This window comes from Brevundimonas vesicularis (assembly GCF_032067225.1).
Classification (GTDB): domain Bacteria; phylum Pseudomonadota; class Alphaproteobacteria; order Caulobacterales; family Caulobacteraceae; genus Brevundimonas; species Brevundimonas vesicularis_F.
Genome location: NZ_DAMBJX010000059.1, coordinates 1 through 15,914, shown reverse-complemented (window position 1 = coordinate 15,914; position 15,914 = coordinate 1). Strand labels below are relative to the sequence as shown.

General features: G+C 62.7%; 14 protein-coding genes and 1 pseudogene. 9 read left to right on the top strand and 6 right to left on the bottom strand.

Features of this window, described 5'->3' with window-relative positions; translation table 11 throughout:
* Positions 1-128 precede the first annotated feature (128 nt).
* The 5 genes from RT123_RS13185 to RT123_RS13170 all read left to right on the top strand — a co-directional run bounded on the left by RT123_RS13185 (position 129) and on the right by RT123_RS13170 (position 3,521).
* A complete protein-coding gene (locus tag RT123_RS13185; protein WP_313009564.1) occupies positions 129-881 on the top strand; it encodes a histidine phosphatase family protein in 753 nt (250 codons plus the stop codon).
* Complete coding sequence (locus tag RT123_RS13180; protein WP_313009563.1) at positions 878-1,753, top strand: NAD(P)H-hydrate dehydratase; 876 nt, start codon at positions 878-880, stop codon at positions 1,751-1,753. The genes RT123_RS13185 and RT123_RS13180 overlap by 4 nt, the downstream gene beginning before the upstream one ends.
* A gap of 2 nt (positions 1,754-1,755) precedes the next feature.
* Positions 1,756-2,328, top strand: a complete 573-nt coding sequence (locus RT123_RS15750) for a DNA-3-methyladenine glycosylase (RefSeq protein ID WP_409514913.1) — start codon at positions 1,756-1,758, stop codon at positions 2,326-2,328.
* Positions 2,329-2,485: 157 nt separating this feature from the next.
* On the top strand, positions 2,486-2,833 hold the full coding sequence (locus tag RT123_RS13175; protein ID WP_313009561.1) for a hypothetical protein: 348 nt from the start codon (positions 2,486-2,488) through the stop codon (positions 2,831-2,833).
* A gap of 49 nt (positions 2,834-2,882) precedes the next feature.
* The gene (locus tag RT123_RS13170) at positions 2,883-3,521 is read left to right on the top strand and encodes a hypothetical protein (protein WP_313009560.1); all 639 of its coding nucleotides are present in this window, start codon (positions 2,883-2,885) and stop codon (positions 3,519-3,521) included.
* Positions 3,522-3,697: 176 nt separating this feature from the next.
* Here the strand turns inward: RT123_RS13170 and ligD are convergent, their stop codons facing one another.
* On the bottom strand, positions 3,698-6,484 hold the full coding sequence (ligD, locus tag RT123_RS13165) for a DNA ligase D (protein ID WP_313009559.1): 2,787 nt from the start codon (positions 6,482-6,484) through the stop codon (positions 3,698-3,700).
* Here ligD and RT123_RS13160 point away from each other — a divergent pair.
* Both RT123_RS13160 and RT123_RS13155 read left to right on the top strand, forming a co-directional pair.
* On the top strand, positions 6,483-6,719 hold the full coding sequence (locus RT123_RS13160; protein ID WP_313009558.1) for a DUF5961 family protein: 237 nt from the start codon (positions 6,483-6,485) through the stop codon (positions 6,717-6,719). The genes ligD and RT123_RS13160 overlap by 2 nt on opposite strands.
* Positions 6,720-6,785: 66 nt before the next feature.
* Positions 6,786-7,643: a Ku protein gene (locus RT123_RS13155; protein ID WP_313009557.1), complete on the top strand. Its 858-nt coding sequence runs from the start codon at positions 6,786-6,788 to the stop codon at positions 7,641-7,643.
* 184 nt (positions 7,644-7,827) lie between these two features.
* Here the strand turns inward: RT123_RS13155 and RT123_RS13150 are convergent, their stop codons facing one another.
* From RT123_RS13150 to RT123_RS13135, 4 genes are all read right to left on the bottom strand, one after another.
* Complete coding sequence (locus RT123_RS13150) at positions 7,828-8,331, bottom strand: ferritin-like domain-containing protein (RefSeq protein ID WP_313009556.1); 504 nt, start codon at positions 8,329-8,331, stop codon at positions 7,828-7,830.
* A gap of 306 nt (positions 8,332-8,637) precedes the next feature.
* Complete coding sequence (locus RT123_RS13145; protein WP_313009554.1) at positions 8,638-10,734, bottom strand: glycoside hydrolase family 65 protein; 2,097 nt, start codon at positions 10,732-10,734, stop codon at positions 8,638-8,640.
* A gap of 926 nt (positions 10,735-11,660) precedes the next feature.
* Positions 11,661-12,533, bottom strand: coding sequence for a YihY/virulence factor BrkB family protein (locus RT123_RS13140; RefSeq protein WP_313009552.1), 873 nt, complete (start codon positions 12,531-12,533; stop codon positions 11,661-11,663).
* A gap of 504 nt (positions 12,534-13,037) precedes the next feature.
* On the bottom strand, positions 13,038-14,540 hold the full coding sequence (locus tag RT123_RS13135; protein ID WP_313009550.1) for a phospholipase D-like domain-containing protein: 1,503 nt from the start codon (positions 14,538-14,540) through the stop codon (positions 13,038-13,040).
* A 334-nt stretch (positions 14,541-14,874) separates the two neighbouring features.
* Between RT123_RS13135 and RT123_RS13130 the strand changes: the two genes are divergently transcribed.
* On the top strand, positions 14,875-15,138 hold the full coding sequence (locus tag RT123_RS13130; protein ID WP_313009549.1) for a DksA/TraR family C4-type zinc finger protein: 264 nt from the start codon (positions 14,875-14,877) through the stop codon (positions 15,136-15,138).
* A gap of 118 nt (positions 15,139-15,256) precedes the next feature.
* Here the strand turns inward: RT123_RS13130 and RT123_RS13125 are convergent, their stop codons facing one another.
* Positions 15,257-15,454 (bottom strand): hypothetical protein, encoded by a 198-nt coding sequence (locus RT123_RS13125; protein ID WP_313009548.1) that lies wholly within the window; start codon positions 15,452-15,454, stop codon positions 15,257-15,259.
* 80 nt (positions 15,455-15,534) lie between these two features.
* Between RT123_RS13125 and RT123_RS13120 the strand changes: the two are divergent.
* Positions 15,535-15,914, top strand: a pseudogene (locus RT123_RS13120) (glycosyltransferase); the annotation flags it as partial.

Genomic DNA, 15,914 nt, shown 5'->3' with positions numbered 1-15,914 from the left:
CGCCTGGACGCAATGATCGGGCAGTCTGACGTGGACGCCATGGATGACCGGACGACCATCACCCTGTTCCGGGGCGTGACCACCCTCCTTCAGGAGAACGCCGCCTCCGCAGATCCGGCGCCCACAGCGTGACCTCTCCTTGGCCTTCCCATCTGTGGCTTGTCCGCCATGGACAAAGCGCCGGCAACGTCGCTCGCGATCGGGCCCACGCGGCCGGGCTTGGAGAGATCGATCTCGACATCAGAGACGTCGATGTGCCGCTGAGCGATCTGGGGCACGCGCAATCCGAGGCTTTGGGTCAATGGTTCACGACCCTGCCCGACGATCAGCGCCCTACGGTCGTTCTCACCTCGACCTATCTGCGGGCCCGGCAGACCGCGACCGCGATCGTCGAGAAGGGCGGTTTCGGCAAAACCGACCTTGGCTTCTGTGTCGATGAACGGCTGCGCGAACGGGAGTTCGGAATCCTCGATCGGTTGACGACGCAGGGCATTGAAGTTCGCTATCCGGAACAGGCCGAAGCGCGCCGCCGTTTGGGGAAGTTTTATCACCGGCCGCCGGGGGGAGAAAGTTGGTGCGATGTCATTCTCCGCCTGCGGGCGGCTCTGGACACTCTCAGTCTGCATCATCGAGACCAACGCGTCCTTATCGTCGGTCATCAAGTCGTGATCCTCTGCCTTCGTTATCTGCTGGAGGGTCTGACCGAAACCGAGATCCTCGCGATAGACGCTGAGGGCGATGTCGCCAACTGCGGGGTGACGACCTACGTCCGTAACGGGGAGGGCGGCCTCACGCTCGACCTCTACAACTTCGTCGCTCCGCTGGAAGTCCAAGGGGCGCCGGTGACCTCCGCCCCGGATGCCAAGGTCGCTGCACGATGACGACCCGCCTCGACGCCGCCGCCTTGTCCCGCTACCCCCTGCCCCGGCTTGCCACCGACGGCGACAAGGAAGACCGCGGCATCGTGCTCATCGTCGGCGGGGAGGCCGTGATGGCGGGCGCGGCGATCCTCGCGGGGGTCGCCGCCCTGAAAGTAGGCGCCGGCAAGCTGCAGATTCGGGCTGATCGCGCCTCGGCGGCGGCGCTCGCCGTGGCCGTGCCGGAGGCTCGCATCGTCATCGCCCCCGCGATGACCGCCTCTCCTCTTATTGACCACGCCGCTGCCTCGTCAGCCCTCGTGCTCGGACCGGGCATGGAAACCGGCCGGGCGCAGCGGCGCCTGGCGTCCAGATTGTTGCAAGCCGCCGCCGGTGTGCCGGCGGTAATCGACGCAGGGGCCCTGCCGCTTTCGAACGAAGCCAGCGCCTTCGCCAGGGTCGCAGGGGGTCGAATCGTCCTGACGCCTCACGCCGGAGAAATGGCCGCGATCCTTGATCGAGACAAGGACGTCATTCGCGCCGACCCGCTTGGGGCGGCCCGGGAGGCGGCGACAATGTTCCAGTCCGTGATCGTCATGAAAGGCGCGACGACTTTCGTGGTGTCCCCCGACGGCACGGCTTGGCGTCATGACGGGGGCGTCGTCGGCCTCGGCACGTCGGGCTCAGGCGATGTCCTGGCCGGCGCGATCGGAGGCTTCCTCGCGCGGGGAGCGCCTCCCGTAGACGCGGCCCTTTGGGCCGTCTTCGTTCACGCTTCGGCCGGGGCGGACCTCGCCGCCGCCGGCGCTCCGCTGGGGTTCCTGGCGCGAGAGTTGCCGGACCGGCTCCCATTCATCCTCGCTCGGCTGGGCGCGATTTCCGACGCCCCGGTCTGACGATGAATTCCGCCCTCGCGACGTTGTGGGCGCGTCCCGCGCCAGAGGTCGCCGCCAGGCTTATCGGGGCGGGGTTGATGGTCGACGGCGTCGGCGGAACCATCGTTGAGACCGAAGCCTACGCCGCGCACGATCCCGCCTCACACAGTTTCCGAGGCTTGACGCCGCGCAACGCTCCGATGTTCGGACCGATCGGCCGCGCCTACGTCTATCGAATCTACGGCCGACATTGGTGTCTCAACGTCGTCTGTGACGCCGCCACACCGGGCAGCGCCGTTCTCATCCGAGCCCTTGAACCCGTTTGGAACCCCGAAGTCATGACACAACGTCGGGGCCCGGTCCCAACACGTGACCTCTGCGCTGGTCCTGGCCGCTTGTGTCAGGCGCTCGGCGTGACGGGAGACCTCAACCATCGGCCGATGGCCGCTGCCCCTTTTACGATTGAGCTCAGGGAGCCTGAACCGGTCGTTGCAGGCCCTCGCATCGGCATCCGACAGGGCGTTGAGACGCCGTGGCGGTTCGCCCGGGCCGGCTCGCCCTCTCTCAGTCGCCCGACTGTCGGCGTCGTCGCGTGATCCGACACCGCGGCTGCACTCTACGCGTCACGCTGTATCGACTCCTCAGCCCGGAAATCGCGGGGGTCAGCGCGACGATCCCACGCCTTCAACCGGGGCTGTAGGAACGAACGCGCTCGGCGGCGGCTTTTGGTGGGCGACCTGAAAGGAATGCATCATGATGAAAGCCGCTCTCGCCGTCTCTGCAACCGCTGTCTTGTTGACCGCCTGCGGAAACAACGACCGAAATGAAGCCCCCGTGGAAGGCCCGGCCGTCTCGACCGCCGAAGCGCCGATGAACCCCGCAGTCGATACGCAGGAAACCTCAGAAAAAGCCGCTCTGACGTCCGGCGCCAACTCCTTCACCGAAGGCCAGGCCAAAGCGGCCATCGAGAAACAGGGCTATGTCGTCTCGGGTCCTCTGACCCAAGACGATCAGGGGATCTGGAAGGGCCAGGCCGCTCGTAGCGGCGGCGAATCCACCACTGTCTCGGTCGACTATAAGGGCGTCGTGACGCCCAATTGATCGCGCGCTGAACTTCCTTCTTCTTTCAAACTTTTCCAAGGAGCCCACCATGGCCACCGTCACTCGTCTGTTCGACAGCCACACCCAAGCCCTCGACGCCGTTTCGAAACTCGAAGCCGCAGGCGTCGATCACGACAAGATCAGCATCGTTTCCAACAACGCCGACAATTGGCACGCCGCATCCGGCGACCACAAAGCCGGCCCCCTCGGCGACCGTAACGGCGACGGCGAGAACGATGTCGCGGACGGGGCCGGCAAGGGCGCGGCGACGGGCGGATTGCTCGGCGCCGGCGCAGGTGTCCTCGCCGGTCTCGGTATGCTGGCCATTCCGGGCCTTGGCCCGGTGGTTGCCGCTGGATGGCTGGCCTCGACGGCGGTCGGCGCGGCGGTCGGCGCCGCAGCGGGGGGCGCAACGGGCGGCCTGCTCGGCGCACTGAAAGAGGCGGGACACAGCGACGAAGAGGCGAACGTCTATTCCGAAGGCGTCCGTCGCGGCGGAACGCTGGTCAGCGTCAAGGCCGACGGCGACGAACGCGAACGCCTCCAGTCTATCTTGGACGACAGCCGCGGTTATGACGCTGTCACCCGGGGCGAGGCTTACAGGCAATCGGGTTGGACCGGTTTCGACGCGGAAGCCAAACCCTATACTCACGAGCAAATCCTGGAAGAACGCGCCCGCTATCGTTAATACGGGCAGATAGATTAGAGGCCCGACGTCATCAACGTCGGGCCTTCTTGGTTCTTACTGTCTCCTGCATGAGTGTCGGTGGGTCGGCCTGTTGGCGCTGGGATTTCCTCGCCCGAGTCCGTTCTGGCAGACGACGCCCAGCATGCCTCAGCGCAGTGGCGCCGCTCGCCGGTTCGTCACACTTTACCGAGCCGTTTGATCGCGGCGCCGAGCGCCCGCTCTCCCTCGCAATAGTCGTCCCAGGCGGTGAGATTTCGAACCAGGCGGGGTACGGTGCGAACCGTATATTTCATCGGATCCAGCCCTTTTTTCACTTGAGACCAACTGAGCGGCATGGACACAGGCGCCCCCGGGCGGCCGCGGGGCGAGAGCGGGGCGACGGCGGTGGCCATGCGGTCATTCCGGAGATAGTCGAGGAAAATCCGGCCTGCGCGGTCCTTTTTGGCCATGGTGATCAAGAACCGGCGAGGATCATCGCGGGCCATGGCTTTGCAGACGTCACGCGCGAAGGCTTTGGCTGTGGGCCAGTCGATTCCTTTGGCTTTCAGCGGCGTAACCACATGCAAGCCCTTGCCGCCGGTCGTCTTGCAGAAACTCACGAGACCCAAATCGGTCAGACGGTCGCGGACCTCCTTGGCGCTGCGAATGACTTCCTCAAAGGGAACGTCCGGCGCCGGGTCAAGGTCGAAGACGAGTCGTCCCGGCTGTTCCGGGGCGAAGGGCTCGCTGTTCCACGGGTGAAGCTCTAGCGCGCCGGTCTGGCCCGCTGCGACCAGAGCCTCCACCCGATCGAACTGAAGGTAGGGCTTACGATCGCCCCAGACCGTGACCTCCGAGATCAAAGACGACTGGCCCTTGCCGGAATGGCGTTGAAAGAACCTCTGATCCCCATTAATCCCGTCGGGCATGCGGATCATCGAACAGGGGCGACCCTTCACATGACCCAGCATCCACTCCCCGATCGCCTCATAGTATTGGGCGAGATCCATCTTGGTCACCGGGCGATCGTCGCCAGCGTCCGGCCATAGCGGCTTGTCAGCATGGGATATGGTGACCCCCATGACCACAGATGACCCTTTGGGCCGCACGGTGCGCGTCTGGAACGCGCCGTCTACTTTGACCTCGGCGAGAAAGGTTGCGGGCCGCTCCGCTGCGGGCAGGACGGCGGGGACCTCAGCCTCGACCTCCGCCGCCGGCTTGTCTTCTCGCAGACCCTTGAACGCCGCCTGTCGGATCGCGCCCTCGCCGGTGAAGCCCGCATATTCGATCTCCGCGACCAATTCGGGTTTCACCCAATGGACGCCGGGGACTCGCTTCGGAGCGCCCTGCGTGAACGGACTCTCGCGGGTCTCGAGCGCCTGGAGTCGAGGCATGATGCGGGCGACAGTGTCTCGCCCAAACCCGGTCCCGATCCGACCGACGTGGACCAGGGCGCCGTCCCGGTACACCCCCGCAATCAGGGACCGGAAGGCGTCGCCTGTCGTGGTCCAACCGGCGACGACAACCTCATGGCCTTGACGGCATTTTGACTTGGTCCAGGTGTCGCTGCGCCCTGAGCGGTACGGGGCGTCCAGGCGTTTTGACACAATGCCTTCCAGGTCCATGCGGCAGGCTGACAGGAGCACCGCGTCGCCTGCCGTTACGAAATGATCGACGTAGCGAAGATTGGCGGGCGCATCGCTGAGAGCTTCCTCAAGCCGGGCCTTGCGCGCAGAAAGCGGCAGGGACCGCAGGTCCTGCCGTTCCTCGAACAGCAGGTCGAAGACGAAGAAGACTAAGTCCTTCGTCCTCGCCTCGGAAATGGCCGTCTGCAGCGCTGCGAAATCTGGAGCCCCGGTAGAATCTAGGGCGACGGCTTCTCCGTCGTATATCCCGTCCTTGAGGGTCGCGCCGGCAGCGACGATCTCGGGGAACTTCTTCGACCAGTCGAGCCCTTTGCGGGTCAGTAGGGTCGCCTTGCCGCCGACGGTGCGGAGCTGCATCCGATAGCCGTCGAACTTGATCTCGTGAGCCCAGGTCTCGCCCCTGGGCGGCTTCTCGGAGGACTTCGTCAGCTGCGGCTCGACAAAGGTCGGCAGGGCCGAAACGGATGGGGCCTTGGCGCGCGTTCGCAACGCTCTCTCGTTGGCCGAGGACGTCGTCCCTTTCGCTGAAGGGTTCGGAGCGGCGGCGTCCCGCTTGTGGCTGCTCTCCCAGACGGCGGCGGCGTCGGGCCCGATCGTCGTCATGAAGGGGCTCACCTTCCGGCGCTTGCCCTCGGCGATTTCGGTCATCGTGCGCCTTGACGCGACCGACAGGTCGGCGTCGCTCGGGCCGCCGACATCGCCTTCCACCGCCCCTTCGTCCCGATGTTTGATCAGCATCCACCCCGGCTTGGACTTCGAGACCTTGTCCGCTTTGAACCGAACCAGGACCCACGATCCGTGCAGCCGGTCGCCCTCCATGACGAACTTGAGTTCGCCCCTTGCCAAGGCCGCGCCGATATCCTCGAACCCCTTTTCAGGCGCCCAGTAACCGCGGTCCCACACCATGACGGTGCCGCCCCCGTACTGGCCCTGGGGGATAGTCCCTTCAAAATCGCCGTAATCAAGCGGATGGTCTTCAACTTCCATGGCCAGACGCCGGCTCTTCGGGTCAAGCGACGGTCCTTTGGGCACGGCCCATGAGCGAAAGGTCCCGTCATACTCAAGGCGCAGGTCGAAATGCAGGTGACTGGCCGCATGCTTCTGGACCACGAAACGCAGGGCCTTCGAGGGCAGAACCCGTGCGGCCTCGCCCGAGGGTTCGGCCGTCTGAGAAAAGTCGCGCATCCGCTGATACGCCGCGAGTTTGGAAGGCGCCATGGCGGGGGTCCTATACGTCCTCTTGGCTGAACGAACACAATCCCCACATGATCCCTTTGATGTTGGGACCCGATGAATCCTTTTCTCGGCACAGGCGTTTGATCGGCAGGAGAGCGCCATGACCCCTCACGCCACCCGAAGTTTTCGTGTTCACGCCCGCCATGTCGACGCCCATCAGGCGCGGGTGCTGAAAGAGGCGTCATTCGAGGCGGCGGCGGTCGCCTATGTCGAGGATTTCCATCCCGCCATCGCCGACGGTTCGGACTTCAGCGTGATCGTGCGCGATATCGCCTCGGGTGACGAACACTGCTTCAGGATCGACCTGGAGACCGGGGATACCGCGCCCTGCGGCTAGGGAGCGATTCGCCGCGCAGAGTCGTTGTGGTTCGAAACGCTCTGCAATGTCTCAAAGGAACCGGTCATGGCGTCCCGTCCGAGTTGGCAAGGACATCTGAGATTGTCGCTCGTCACCTGCCCAGTGTCGCTCTACACAGCGACCAGTTCAGGCGGCGACGTCCACTTCAACCTCATCAATCCGAAGACGAACAACCGGATCAAGATGATCACCACGGATCCGGACACCGGGCCGATCGAGCGATCGGAACTGGTCAAGGGCTATGAGGTCTCCAAGGGCGAATACATTCTTCTAACGGACGAGGAGATCAAGTCCGTCAGGCTCGAGAGCACCAAGACGATCGACATCGAACGGTTCGTACCCGGAGACGACATAGACCGTCTGTATTGGGACAATCCCTACTACCTCGCGCCCGATGGAAAGATGGCCCAGGAGGCTTTCGGGGTCATACGCACCGCCATGGAACGGTCCGGCCAGATTGCCCTCGCGCGGGTGGTGATTTCGACGCGCGAACGGATTCTGGCGCTCGAACCTCGCGGCAAGGGCATTCTGGCCTACACCATTCGTACGGACGCCGAGGTTCGAAAGGCAGATGCGATTTTTGCCGGCATCAGCGACGCTGAAGCCGATCCCGACATGATCTCCATTGCTCAGCGCATTATTGAGCAGCGCGAAGGACCGTTTGACCCCAGCCTGTTCGTCGACCGATACGAAGAGGCGCTAAAAGCCCTGATCGAGGAGAAGCAGAAGGGCCATAAGCCGGCCAAGATCTCCGAGCCGGAAGACACCAATGTGATCGATCTGATGTCGGCGCTACGAGCGAGCCTCGGCGGCAAGACCAAAACCGCAACCAAAAACACAAAGGCCAGCACGAAATCCGCCGGCAAGACAGCCGCAAGGCCGAAGACGAAGAAGAGCGCCTAGTTCTTTCGGCCATCATATCTAGCCGGCCCGCCGAACCGGGCCGGCGCCCCATCCAGTTCCATCGTGACGAATGACATGGAGATGCTGGCTTTGGCCAACCTGCGTGCCGCTAGGGACCATCCCTGCCTATTGACTAGGAAGGGATGGACTTTGGAAGCGGTCAGGGCTTGTATTGAAGGGCGGATTATGCCGCCGCTGCGCCCTGGGCTTCGGCGTTGGCGGCGGCGTCGGCCAGCGCCGTCAGGCTCTCATCGGTCGCGGACTCCTGCTGCAACGTCTCATCGAGCAGCGCCGCCGCGTCTTCATAGCCGAGCAGCGTCGCCCAGCGCTTGAGGGTGCCGTATCGGGTGATCTCGTAGTGTTCGACCGCTTGGGCGGCCGCGATCAGGCCGGCATCGAGCGCCGCGGTCCCAGCGTACTCCTCAAGAATTTCGTCGCCTTCGGCCAGGATGCCTTCGATGGCGTCGCACGTCTTGCCCATGGCGCGCTTGCCGATGATCTCGAAGACTTGCTGCAGCCGCTCGATTTGGCCTTCGGTCTCTTCACGGTGTTTTTCGAAGGCGGCCTTGAGGTCTGGGGAGTTTGCGCCACGCGCCATCTTGGGCAGCGACTTCACGATCTTACGCTCGGCGTAATAAATATCCTTGAGCGTATCGTAGAACAGGTTGTCGAGGGTTTTCTCAGCCATCCGGGCTCTCCGTTTCAAAGGTGAACCTGTAGAAAACCTGCATCGCAACAGCGTTCCTATGTTCGCTATTGAACACCTTCAACCCCGCCCCTGGCCATCGCCCCGCACAACCCGGCCGACCCGCGCCGATCGGCGCGCCTCGCCCTCAGTCTTCAAATCAAGTTGGCGGGCCGCCTCCGGCGACAAGGGCGTCGACGGTGTCTCCTGCGGGGATACTTCGTTGGACGGGGGGGTGGACGGGATTTGGGGGCGGGTCATGGCGATCTCCTCACAGGACAAAAGGATTCTAGCGCTCGGCTGTTCCCATCAGATCACCGGCGTCAATTCCGCGCGGTCCGCCCCTTGACGAGCGACGAGGCGCATCGGACGCCCCCTCACCCAGAGCCGTCCGATCTCGATCGCGGTCCACCCTTCCGGCAAGACGATCGGACGGCGGGGCCAGGTCAGCGGATCATCGTCGTCTATGACGACCCCCGTCAGTCCAAGCATAAGGCTCAGCAACATCCCTCCCAGATTGGCGAAGAAAGGCCCCGCCTTGACCCGGCTGTCGGGATGATCAGGGCGATACTCCAGGCATTGGTGGAAGCGAGCCTGGTCGTATTGGGCGTAACCTTCCTCAAACAGCTTCAGGGATAGACGGCGGTCGCCGACCATCGCGGCCCAGGTCGTATAGAAGGCTGGGAACATCGGCGCCCCGACGTACTCGGCCCAATGCTGCAGATAGAAGTCCAAGGTATTGCGCCGCTCCCGCTCCGGAGCGGGGTGATCGTACGGGAACAACCCTGCGAGCGGCGACGGCGTCGCTCCCTTCGGCTCGGACACCCGAAAATTGTCATGGGCGGCGATCACCCCGTCGGCCCGAACCGGGAGATAGAGGTCTTCGGCGGTCTTCGTCCATTCCGGCGAAGCCGCCCGTCCCATCTGTTCAGCTGCCCGGACCGCGCGTCGCAGGACCTGTTTGGCTGCCATGATCGTGAAGGCGTCATTGTCAGGCGGCTCTGGAACCTCGGCCGGCCCCGTGGCGCGCAGGATTTCCAGTCCTCGCTTCGTCCGCGTTGTGCGGCTGACGATCCAATCCGCGACACCCGACAGCACCGGCCAGGCCTCTTCTCTTAGAAAAACCTCGTCACCAGTGACGTCGGCGTAGAGGCCAAAGGCGCGCGCGGTATGGAGGGAGCCATGATCCTCGTGGGCGGCGCCGTCGCCGCCTCCGGGCGAGGCCTCCTGCCCGGATAGCGGGGCCGCCTCCCATGGGAACTGCACCCCGTCGCGCCCTGATAGCCGAGCGATGGACCTCGCCGCGCCAAGTCCACGGGTCCGAAAGTCCAGGATCGCGCGAGCTGCGTCCGGCTGAAAGAACAGCAGCGGGGGGACGCAGAAGGCGTCGATGTCCCACATGACATGACCAAAGTAGTAGTTGTAGTCGTGCCAAGTCGCCAGACCGAAGATCGAGGTCGCGGATGGAGACGCCTTGTGTGTTGAGCAGTTCAGGTAAAAGACCCCGGCGTCGATCATGGCTTGGTGTTGCTGTGTCGCCCCATGCACGCGGATCCGGCCCTTCCAGATCTCATCCCAAGCCTCGCGATTGCGTTGGCGCAAGGTTTCGAATCCGCTGGCCTGGGCGCGGGCCACGCGACGGACGGCCTCCTCGTCAGGCCGGTCGTGAAGAACCGAGGGCAGGATGGCGGCCAGCTGGCGCAGCCGCACCCGGCGTCCGGAACGCGCTCGCAGCCTATATTCACTGCGCAACGGTCCAGAGATGTCCCATGATTGCACCGTCCGTTCCGCCGACCCGCCGGCCAGGTCCGTGGCGAGCGCGAGACCGCAGGTGCTGAGCCCCCCTTCCGACTCCCACAGTAAGGAACCGTCACAGACCGGTTCCGGCTCCCCGGGCGTGTCGGTTCTGCGTCGGACCACCCGTCCTCTCAAGCCGCTGGTCTCGATCACGGCCCGCACAGCGATCTCACAGGGCTTATCGACGCTGACGCTGATCTCTTGCAATACGATCGAGGGCGCCGATCGACTGGCGAACGTCAGGATCTCGACGTCAGCGATAACGCCCCCCGCTTCGAACCGAAACGCGCTCGTCAACTCCCCGGTGGCGAAATCGTAGGCTTGGACTAGGTTCGACACCGCGGACGGTTGGTCGCTGAGCCAAATGCTGTTGAGAGCGATATCGCCGGCTAAGGGGTACGGGGCAGGCGCAGCGGCCTCGATCCGGCGTTCCGGATGCTCGCCCGCAAAACCGCTGACAATCATCATGCCGGCTTGGAGCGGCTGCTCGCGCACGCGCAGGCCGATGACTCCATTGCCGACATAGGCCGGCAGATCGCCATTACGCGGGCCTCGTGCTTCTGGCGGATTGATCGGGCCCGTGGCGCCGGGAGGGGTGACCTTAGACATGGATCGGCCGCTCCGCACGGACCTGTGTTTGGCTCTCAAAGCGATCGTCTGTCGCCTCTCTTGCGCAGCTAAGACCTCCGTCGTCTTCCCTCCCGACGTGACGCGCCAGTGCGTCCAGCTTGGCGGCAGTGTGGTTGTCCATCTTTGAGGTGGCGACCGAACTGATTGAGCGGAAAAAGGCCAAGCTCAACGCGCGCCAAAGCCGCTGAGGAGTTTCGGCTTGCTCGATTTTGGACGTGTCTGAGCCCCCTGTTCCAGCCGCGCAAACTCGGCATGAGCTTGTCACAGGCTCACCAACGAAGGCCAAATCGACAGATGGCCACGGTCCGCCCAAGGGGACGGTGGAGACGCCGATTGTGGCGCAGGTGTAGGCGTACCGTTCACAACAAAACCTCCGCGTCGCTGCCACTAACGCGAGATGACGCGACGAGTTTTCTTGGTCCATTTCCGGACATTGGAACTCGGTTATGTTTCGCTGAGCTCTGCAAGCTAAGACGAGGACGCCATGAAAAAGCCCGTCTGAGAACACCACCATCGACAAGAGCAACGGCGGCGCCCGCAACCTTGGCCAGGGCGCAACCAACCCGCTCGGTCAAGTAGGCACCAGCCCGGCATCGGGTACTCAGGCGATTTCGGGAGAGCGTGTGAGCCTACGGCTACCGCGTCTCGCTGGGCCAGATGGGCGACGGCGAGCGGCAAGGTCACGTCCTGTCTGAGACCACTTTCAGGCCGTAGACGCAGCCGTATTCTTAATAACAGCTCAAGAGATTATTTTGCCGATCGATAAGATCGAGGACAAAGGCTCCATTGTCGTCGAGACGCTCCCCTGCCAAGTCTCAAGCGGCCGAGTTCGCGCCGCAGACCCTAAGAACTGCGGCTGTCGAGCCGCACTGAGGCGACCAAGCGTCCCGTGGCCACGCCGGCAGTCATCTCGATTCGCCCACGGTATCGGCCATCACTGCGCCCCTCAGTCCGAGACGCCGGGGCGTACCCGTCGTGGTGTCCTTTGCAGTCTGATGCTCGATCTCGGCGTTCAGTTCGGCGCCCATCAAAAAAACGATGCTCGACAACCAAATCCAAGTCATAAAGCCAATCGCTGCGCCTAGGGTCCCGTAGGTTTCGTCGTAGTTCCCAAACCGCGACACGTAGAAGGTGAAGGTCCCGGACATGGCTAGCCAGGCAACCGCGGCCAATAGGCTGCCCCAAGTTACCCATCGCCACCGCACACGGCTACGACTCGGACCGAACCGATACAGAAGCGTCATGCCGACCACGACGCCGCTGAAGAGTGAACTCCAGTATAAGACTGTCCAGACGATTTGCACGATCGGGTGCGCCGCGTCGGTCCATCTGGCGCCGACGGCTGCAAGGCCGATCGCGGCCATCGCAAAGAGGATCAGTCCGACGGTGAAGGCGAGAGGGGTCAGGGTCTTGGCGATGAAACCCCGCCTTTCCTCCTCTTCATAGGCGATATTCAAGCCGGTGACGATCGCCTTCATCGCTTTGTTGGCGCTCCACAGTGCCGTCAACAGGCCAATCACGAAGGCGAGGGACAGGCCTTCTTCGCCGGCGGCTGCGACCTTGACCATCTGACTTCCGATGAGATCAATGGCCCCAGCCGGCAGCACGGCGCCTAGAGCCTCGATATGGATTCGGGCATCACCGACGTCGGCGACGAGGCCGTAAAGCGCCGCGAAGGCTGTTACGCCTGGGAACAACGCGAGCAGGGCGTAGAATGTGCATCCGGCGGCGATCAGCGGAACTTGGTCTTCGTTGAACTCTCGATAGGTCCGGCTCAAGATATCTTTCCAGCCCCGAATAGGGATTAGGCTCGGGCGTTCGGCGTGACGTCCTCTCCCGGTTTCGCCCGCCCTGGCCTCATGCGTTTCGGCGACCTGAAGTTTTTTGGCTCCGTCCGCCGGCGGTCGCTTAGGGTACCCTGCGGCGCGAGCGATAGCAGGCATGCGTCGAATAATCTCAGCCGCTACAGCACCCGCCATGAAGCTTAGGCTTAACGATTGAATATGGCGTCGCCGCCTGCGCCGATTTTCCATGGCTAGATAATGAGACCACCGTCAGCACGTTCCGCTGATTTTCGACCCTGCACTCCTCTTTCCCTGGGACCTTTGAAGCAACAACGGAGCCCAACACTGCGTCTCGATCTACTCCTCCGCAGCCAGATCTGTGGTCAGGAAGACAGCCGAAGCTTCAGCGTTTCGAATGCGGGAAAATCTCGACCGACGTCGTCACTTCCCATAGGCAGTCCGCTATTAGTCACTAACCGTTGACGTGATCTGCTGCCTTTACCCGGCGGGAACGCCGATCTGGGGAGCGTCAACATTCGCCCGTTCCAGTCGATGCACCGTCTCGGCCATTTTTCGGCGCATGAGTGCTGGCCGGCGCCAAGGCCTAAAACTGTCGGCAGCTGATATCGGGTCGCCGAGATGGTGGGATGCGATGAACGCCGATAAAGCGCCCAATGGCCTGGAGCGGAGCGGCCTGAGACGGTCAAAACCCCTTGCCGCCAGGACTTCAATCCCGGATATCAAACTCGTTGATGTGGCATCTTGCACCTCCGTCACAGTGCAACCAAGCCAATGGGCGATCAGCCGGTTTCGAAACACAGTGACGCAAATGTTTGAAGCCGTGTCGGCTGCCGGGCGCGTGTCAAAGGCCACGTCGCATTCGGTGTCGAAACCTTCGGACCGATTGTTCATATTGCTCGACCCGAGCCGGACTAACCGATCATCAACTATGGCGAGCTTGGCGTGGACGATGATCGTTTCACCATCTTTCGTCACCGGACTGTAAGCCCTGAATCGTCCGTACCGATCAGCGTCTTCCAATCGTTTCAGAAACACGGATCTCGTCTTATCCATCGTCATCCGATCGAACCAGCTCGGGGAATGCTGGGTTGATACAAGGATGACTTCGGGACCATCGGTCTCCTCAAGGCGCTCGGCCAAGGCCGCGGCCACTATAGGTGAGGTGAAATACTGGTTTTCAAAATAAAGCCGCTTCCGCGCCGCCGCTATGGCGGCAAGCATCGCGGCTTCTCCTTCGCGGCGTTCAGGCAACTTCTTCCACGGCGCTTGAGTGCGGGAAATCCCCACGGCGATGTCTTGGAAATCCGGCTCCACATCATCGGGCCAGACATCGCCTAGCGAGGCCTTCCCCATCGCGAGTTCGTCACCCGTGGCGCGTGACCATCGCTCGCGAAAAAGGGCGCCAAGCGACGCCGCTGGGGGACCGTCCATCATCGCCATCACTTCATGGCGGCAGTCGTAGCAAGGCGAGCCCTTAGGCGTTTTTGCCCGACGCGGATCGGGATGCAGGTGTTCCGGACTGTCCCATCGATCCGGTCCAATATCGCAACTGCCGCAGAAGGCCACGGCGTCATCGACGACGATGAGCTTCTGATGATGGGACGCACCTAAGGGAAGAGAACCATCCAAGAGGAAGCTGACACCAGTTTTTGCGAAGAAGCGACGGCTCCGTATCGGAAAAAAGCGCTGAGTGGCGGCGACCGGGAGAGCGGCCTGCCAGCAGAGGATGCGGATATCGAGTTCGGGGCGCGCCTCCTTCAGCGCATTGAGAAAGGGACCGATCCGCAACGGTCCGTGCGCCCCGATCGCATCATGGTCGATGACGGTGTCAGGATCGAACGCCCAGTTCAGAAAGTAAATCGAACGCGTCGCCTTCTCCATGGCCGCTTTCGCCGCCGCGAGATAGGGCTCCATATCGACGAGTAACGCGACGCGTGGCGAAGCATCCACACGCCAACACGTCGTTCCAGCCTCGAGCATCGGTCACCTCATGTCGTTCTGGAAATCGCCGGGACGGCTCTTAAGTCCACGGCTATGTCCGGCGAAATACCGCAGGCCTTTTTCGGACGCCAGCGCGCTCCGTATCGCTCAGTCTGGCCTTGCGATGTGCTGACGACGCGTTGATCGCACGAACGAGGCATCCAATCGCCAACACACCCAATCGTTGCAACATCTGCGACGCTTACGACGGTCGCCGGGAGATCAATCCAGACACCGAACGTCTTGAGCACCCCTAGTTTGTTGTACGGCAGCGCTTGGGATGCCCGCCGCCGCCCCATCTTCATCTGTCTAACGTTAGGAGACTAATACTAAGATGGCTGGTGGTTGGACCCGGGACGGAGCCGTGCTGGATCAAATTGAAGACACCATTTTGGACGGTGTCCTATCCGCAAGATCACGCATGCCTGTCGGTGAAGGAACGGAAGATTGTGTGGAATGTGGCGACGCGATTCCGGTGGGGCGTCGACGCGCACTGCCTGGCGTCACCACATGCGTTTCTTGCCAGTCCGGTCGTGACGGTCGCATTGTGACCGCAGGCATCAACCGGCGCGGAAGTAAGGATAGCCAGTTGCGCTGACGGGCTCGAAGGTATTGCGACCTTGCGCGCCCTTGATGATTTGCATCGGACTACAGCGGTGACTCTGGACGTGGTGAGCCGGATTGCCGTCGCCTTCAGCGATCATCGCCTCTCAGTATCAACTCAATGCTAAGAACATGGCAGTTGCGACGACGATAATAAGCGCGGCGTTCCTGCAAAGGGCGATGCGCCGACGACGAAGCTTTGCCGCACTTTCCAGTGCATGGCGCAGACGTTCGCGTTGTTCCGGATGAGATCGGCTCAAATCACTTTCACCATGATGAACAAACGCAACGGCCGAATAGATCGTTTCCACCGTGCGATATGCGACTTATTAGCCGGTTTTCTCGCATATACGGCTTCTGCAGGAACAGGCAGCCTCCCAAGGCTTTGGCCATGGGTAGCCATTCCGAGTCCGCCATGCGCATCCTATTCACGACCTTCGAAGGGGGCGGCCACGTTCCCGCACCTCTTCTAGCGGCTGCGGCGCTGAGGGATCTCGGTCACGAGGTGCTCATCGTAAGCGACCCGTGCAACGCTCCAGCGGCGGAGGCCAAAGCGCTTCCCTTCAAATCCTGGCGACGGGCTCCGGATCGGGGCGCTCTCGGAGCGGCGTCGGGTAGTTTAAGCGACTGGAAAACGCGTTGGCCGCCCGCCGTCATCAGGCGCATTTGCGTCGATGTGGCGACTGGCCCAGCGGCCGCGTACGCCCAAGATACCTTGGAGTTCGCAGCCGAATTCGAACCTGATGTGATCGTTTCGAACGAGCTGCTGTT

Bases quoted from the DNA above. Each gene is read 5' to 3' on its own strand.
- RT123_RS13175 (WP_313009561.1), top strand. From the start codon at position 2,486: ATGATGAAAGCCGCTCTCGCCGTCTCTGCAACCGCTGTCTTGTTGACC.
- RT123_RS13145 (WP_313009554.1), bottom strand. From the start codon at position 10,734: ATGTCTAAGGTCACCCCTCCCGGCGCCACGGGCCCGATCAATCCGCCA.
- RT123_RS13180 (WP_313009563.1), top strand. From the start codon at position 878: ATGACGACCCGCCTCGACGCCGCCGCCTTGTCCCGCTACCCCCTGCCC.
- RT123_RS13160 (WP_313009558.1), top strand. From the start codon at position 6,483: ATGACCCCTCACGCCACCCGAAGTTTTCGTGTTCACGCCCGCCATGTC.
- RT123_RS13135 (WP_313009550.1), bottom strand. From the start codon at position 14,540: ATGCTCGAGGCTGGAACGACGTGTTGGCGTGTGGATGCTTCGCCACGC.
- RT123_RS13170 (WP_313009560.1), top strand. From the start codon at position 2,883: ATGGCCACCGTCACTCGTCTGTTCGACAGCCACACCCAAGCCCTCGAC.
- RT123_RS13150 (WP_313009556.1), bottom strand. From the start codon at position 8,331: ATGGCTGAGAAAACCCTCGACAACCTGTTCTACGATACGCTCAAGGAT.
- RT123_RS15750 (WP_409514913.1), top strand. From the start codon at position 1,756: ATGAATTCCGCCCTCGCGACGTTGTGGGCGCGTCCCGCGCCAGAGGTC.
- ligD (WP_313009559.1), bottom strand. From the start codon at position 6,484: ATGGCGCTCTCCTGCCGATCAAACGCCTGTGCCGAGAAAAGGATTCAT.
- RT123_RS13130 (WP_313009549.1), top strand. From the start codon at position 14,875: ATGGCTGGTGGTTGGACCCGGGACGGAGCCGTGCTGGATCAAATTGAA.
- RT123_RS13155 (WP_313009557.1), top strand. From the start codon at position 6,786: ATGGCGTCCCGTCCGAGTTGGCAAGGACATCTGAGATTGTCGCTCGTC.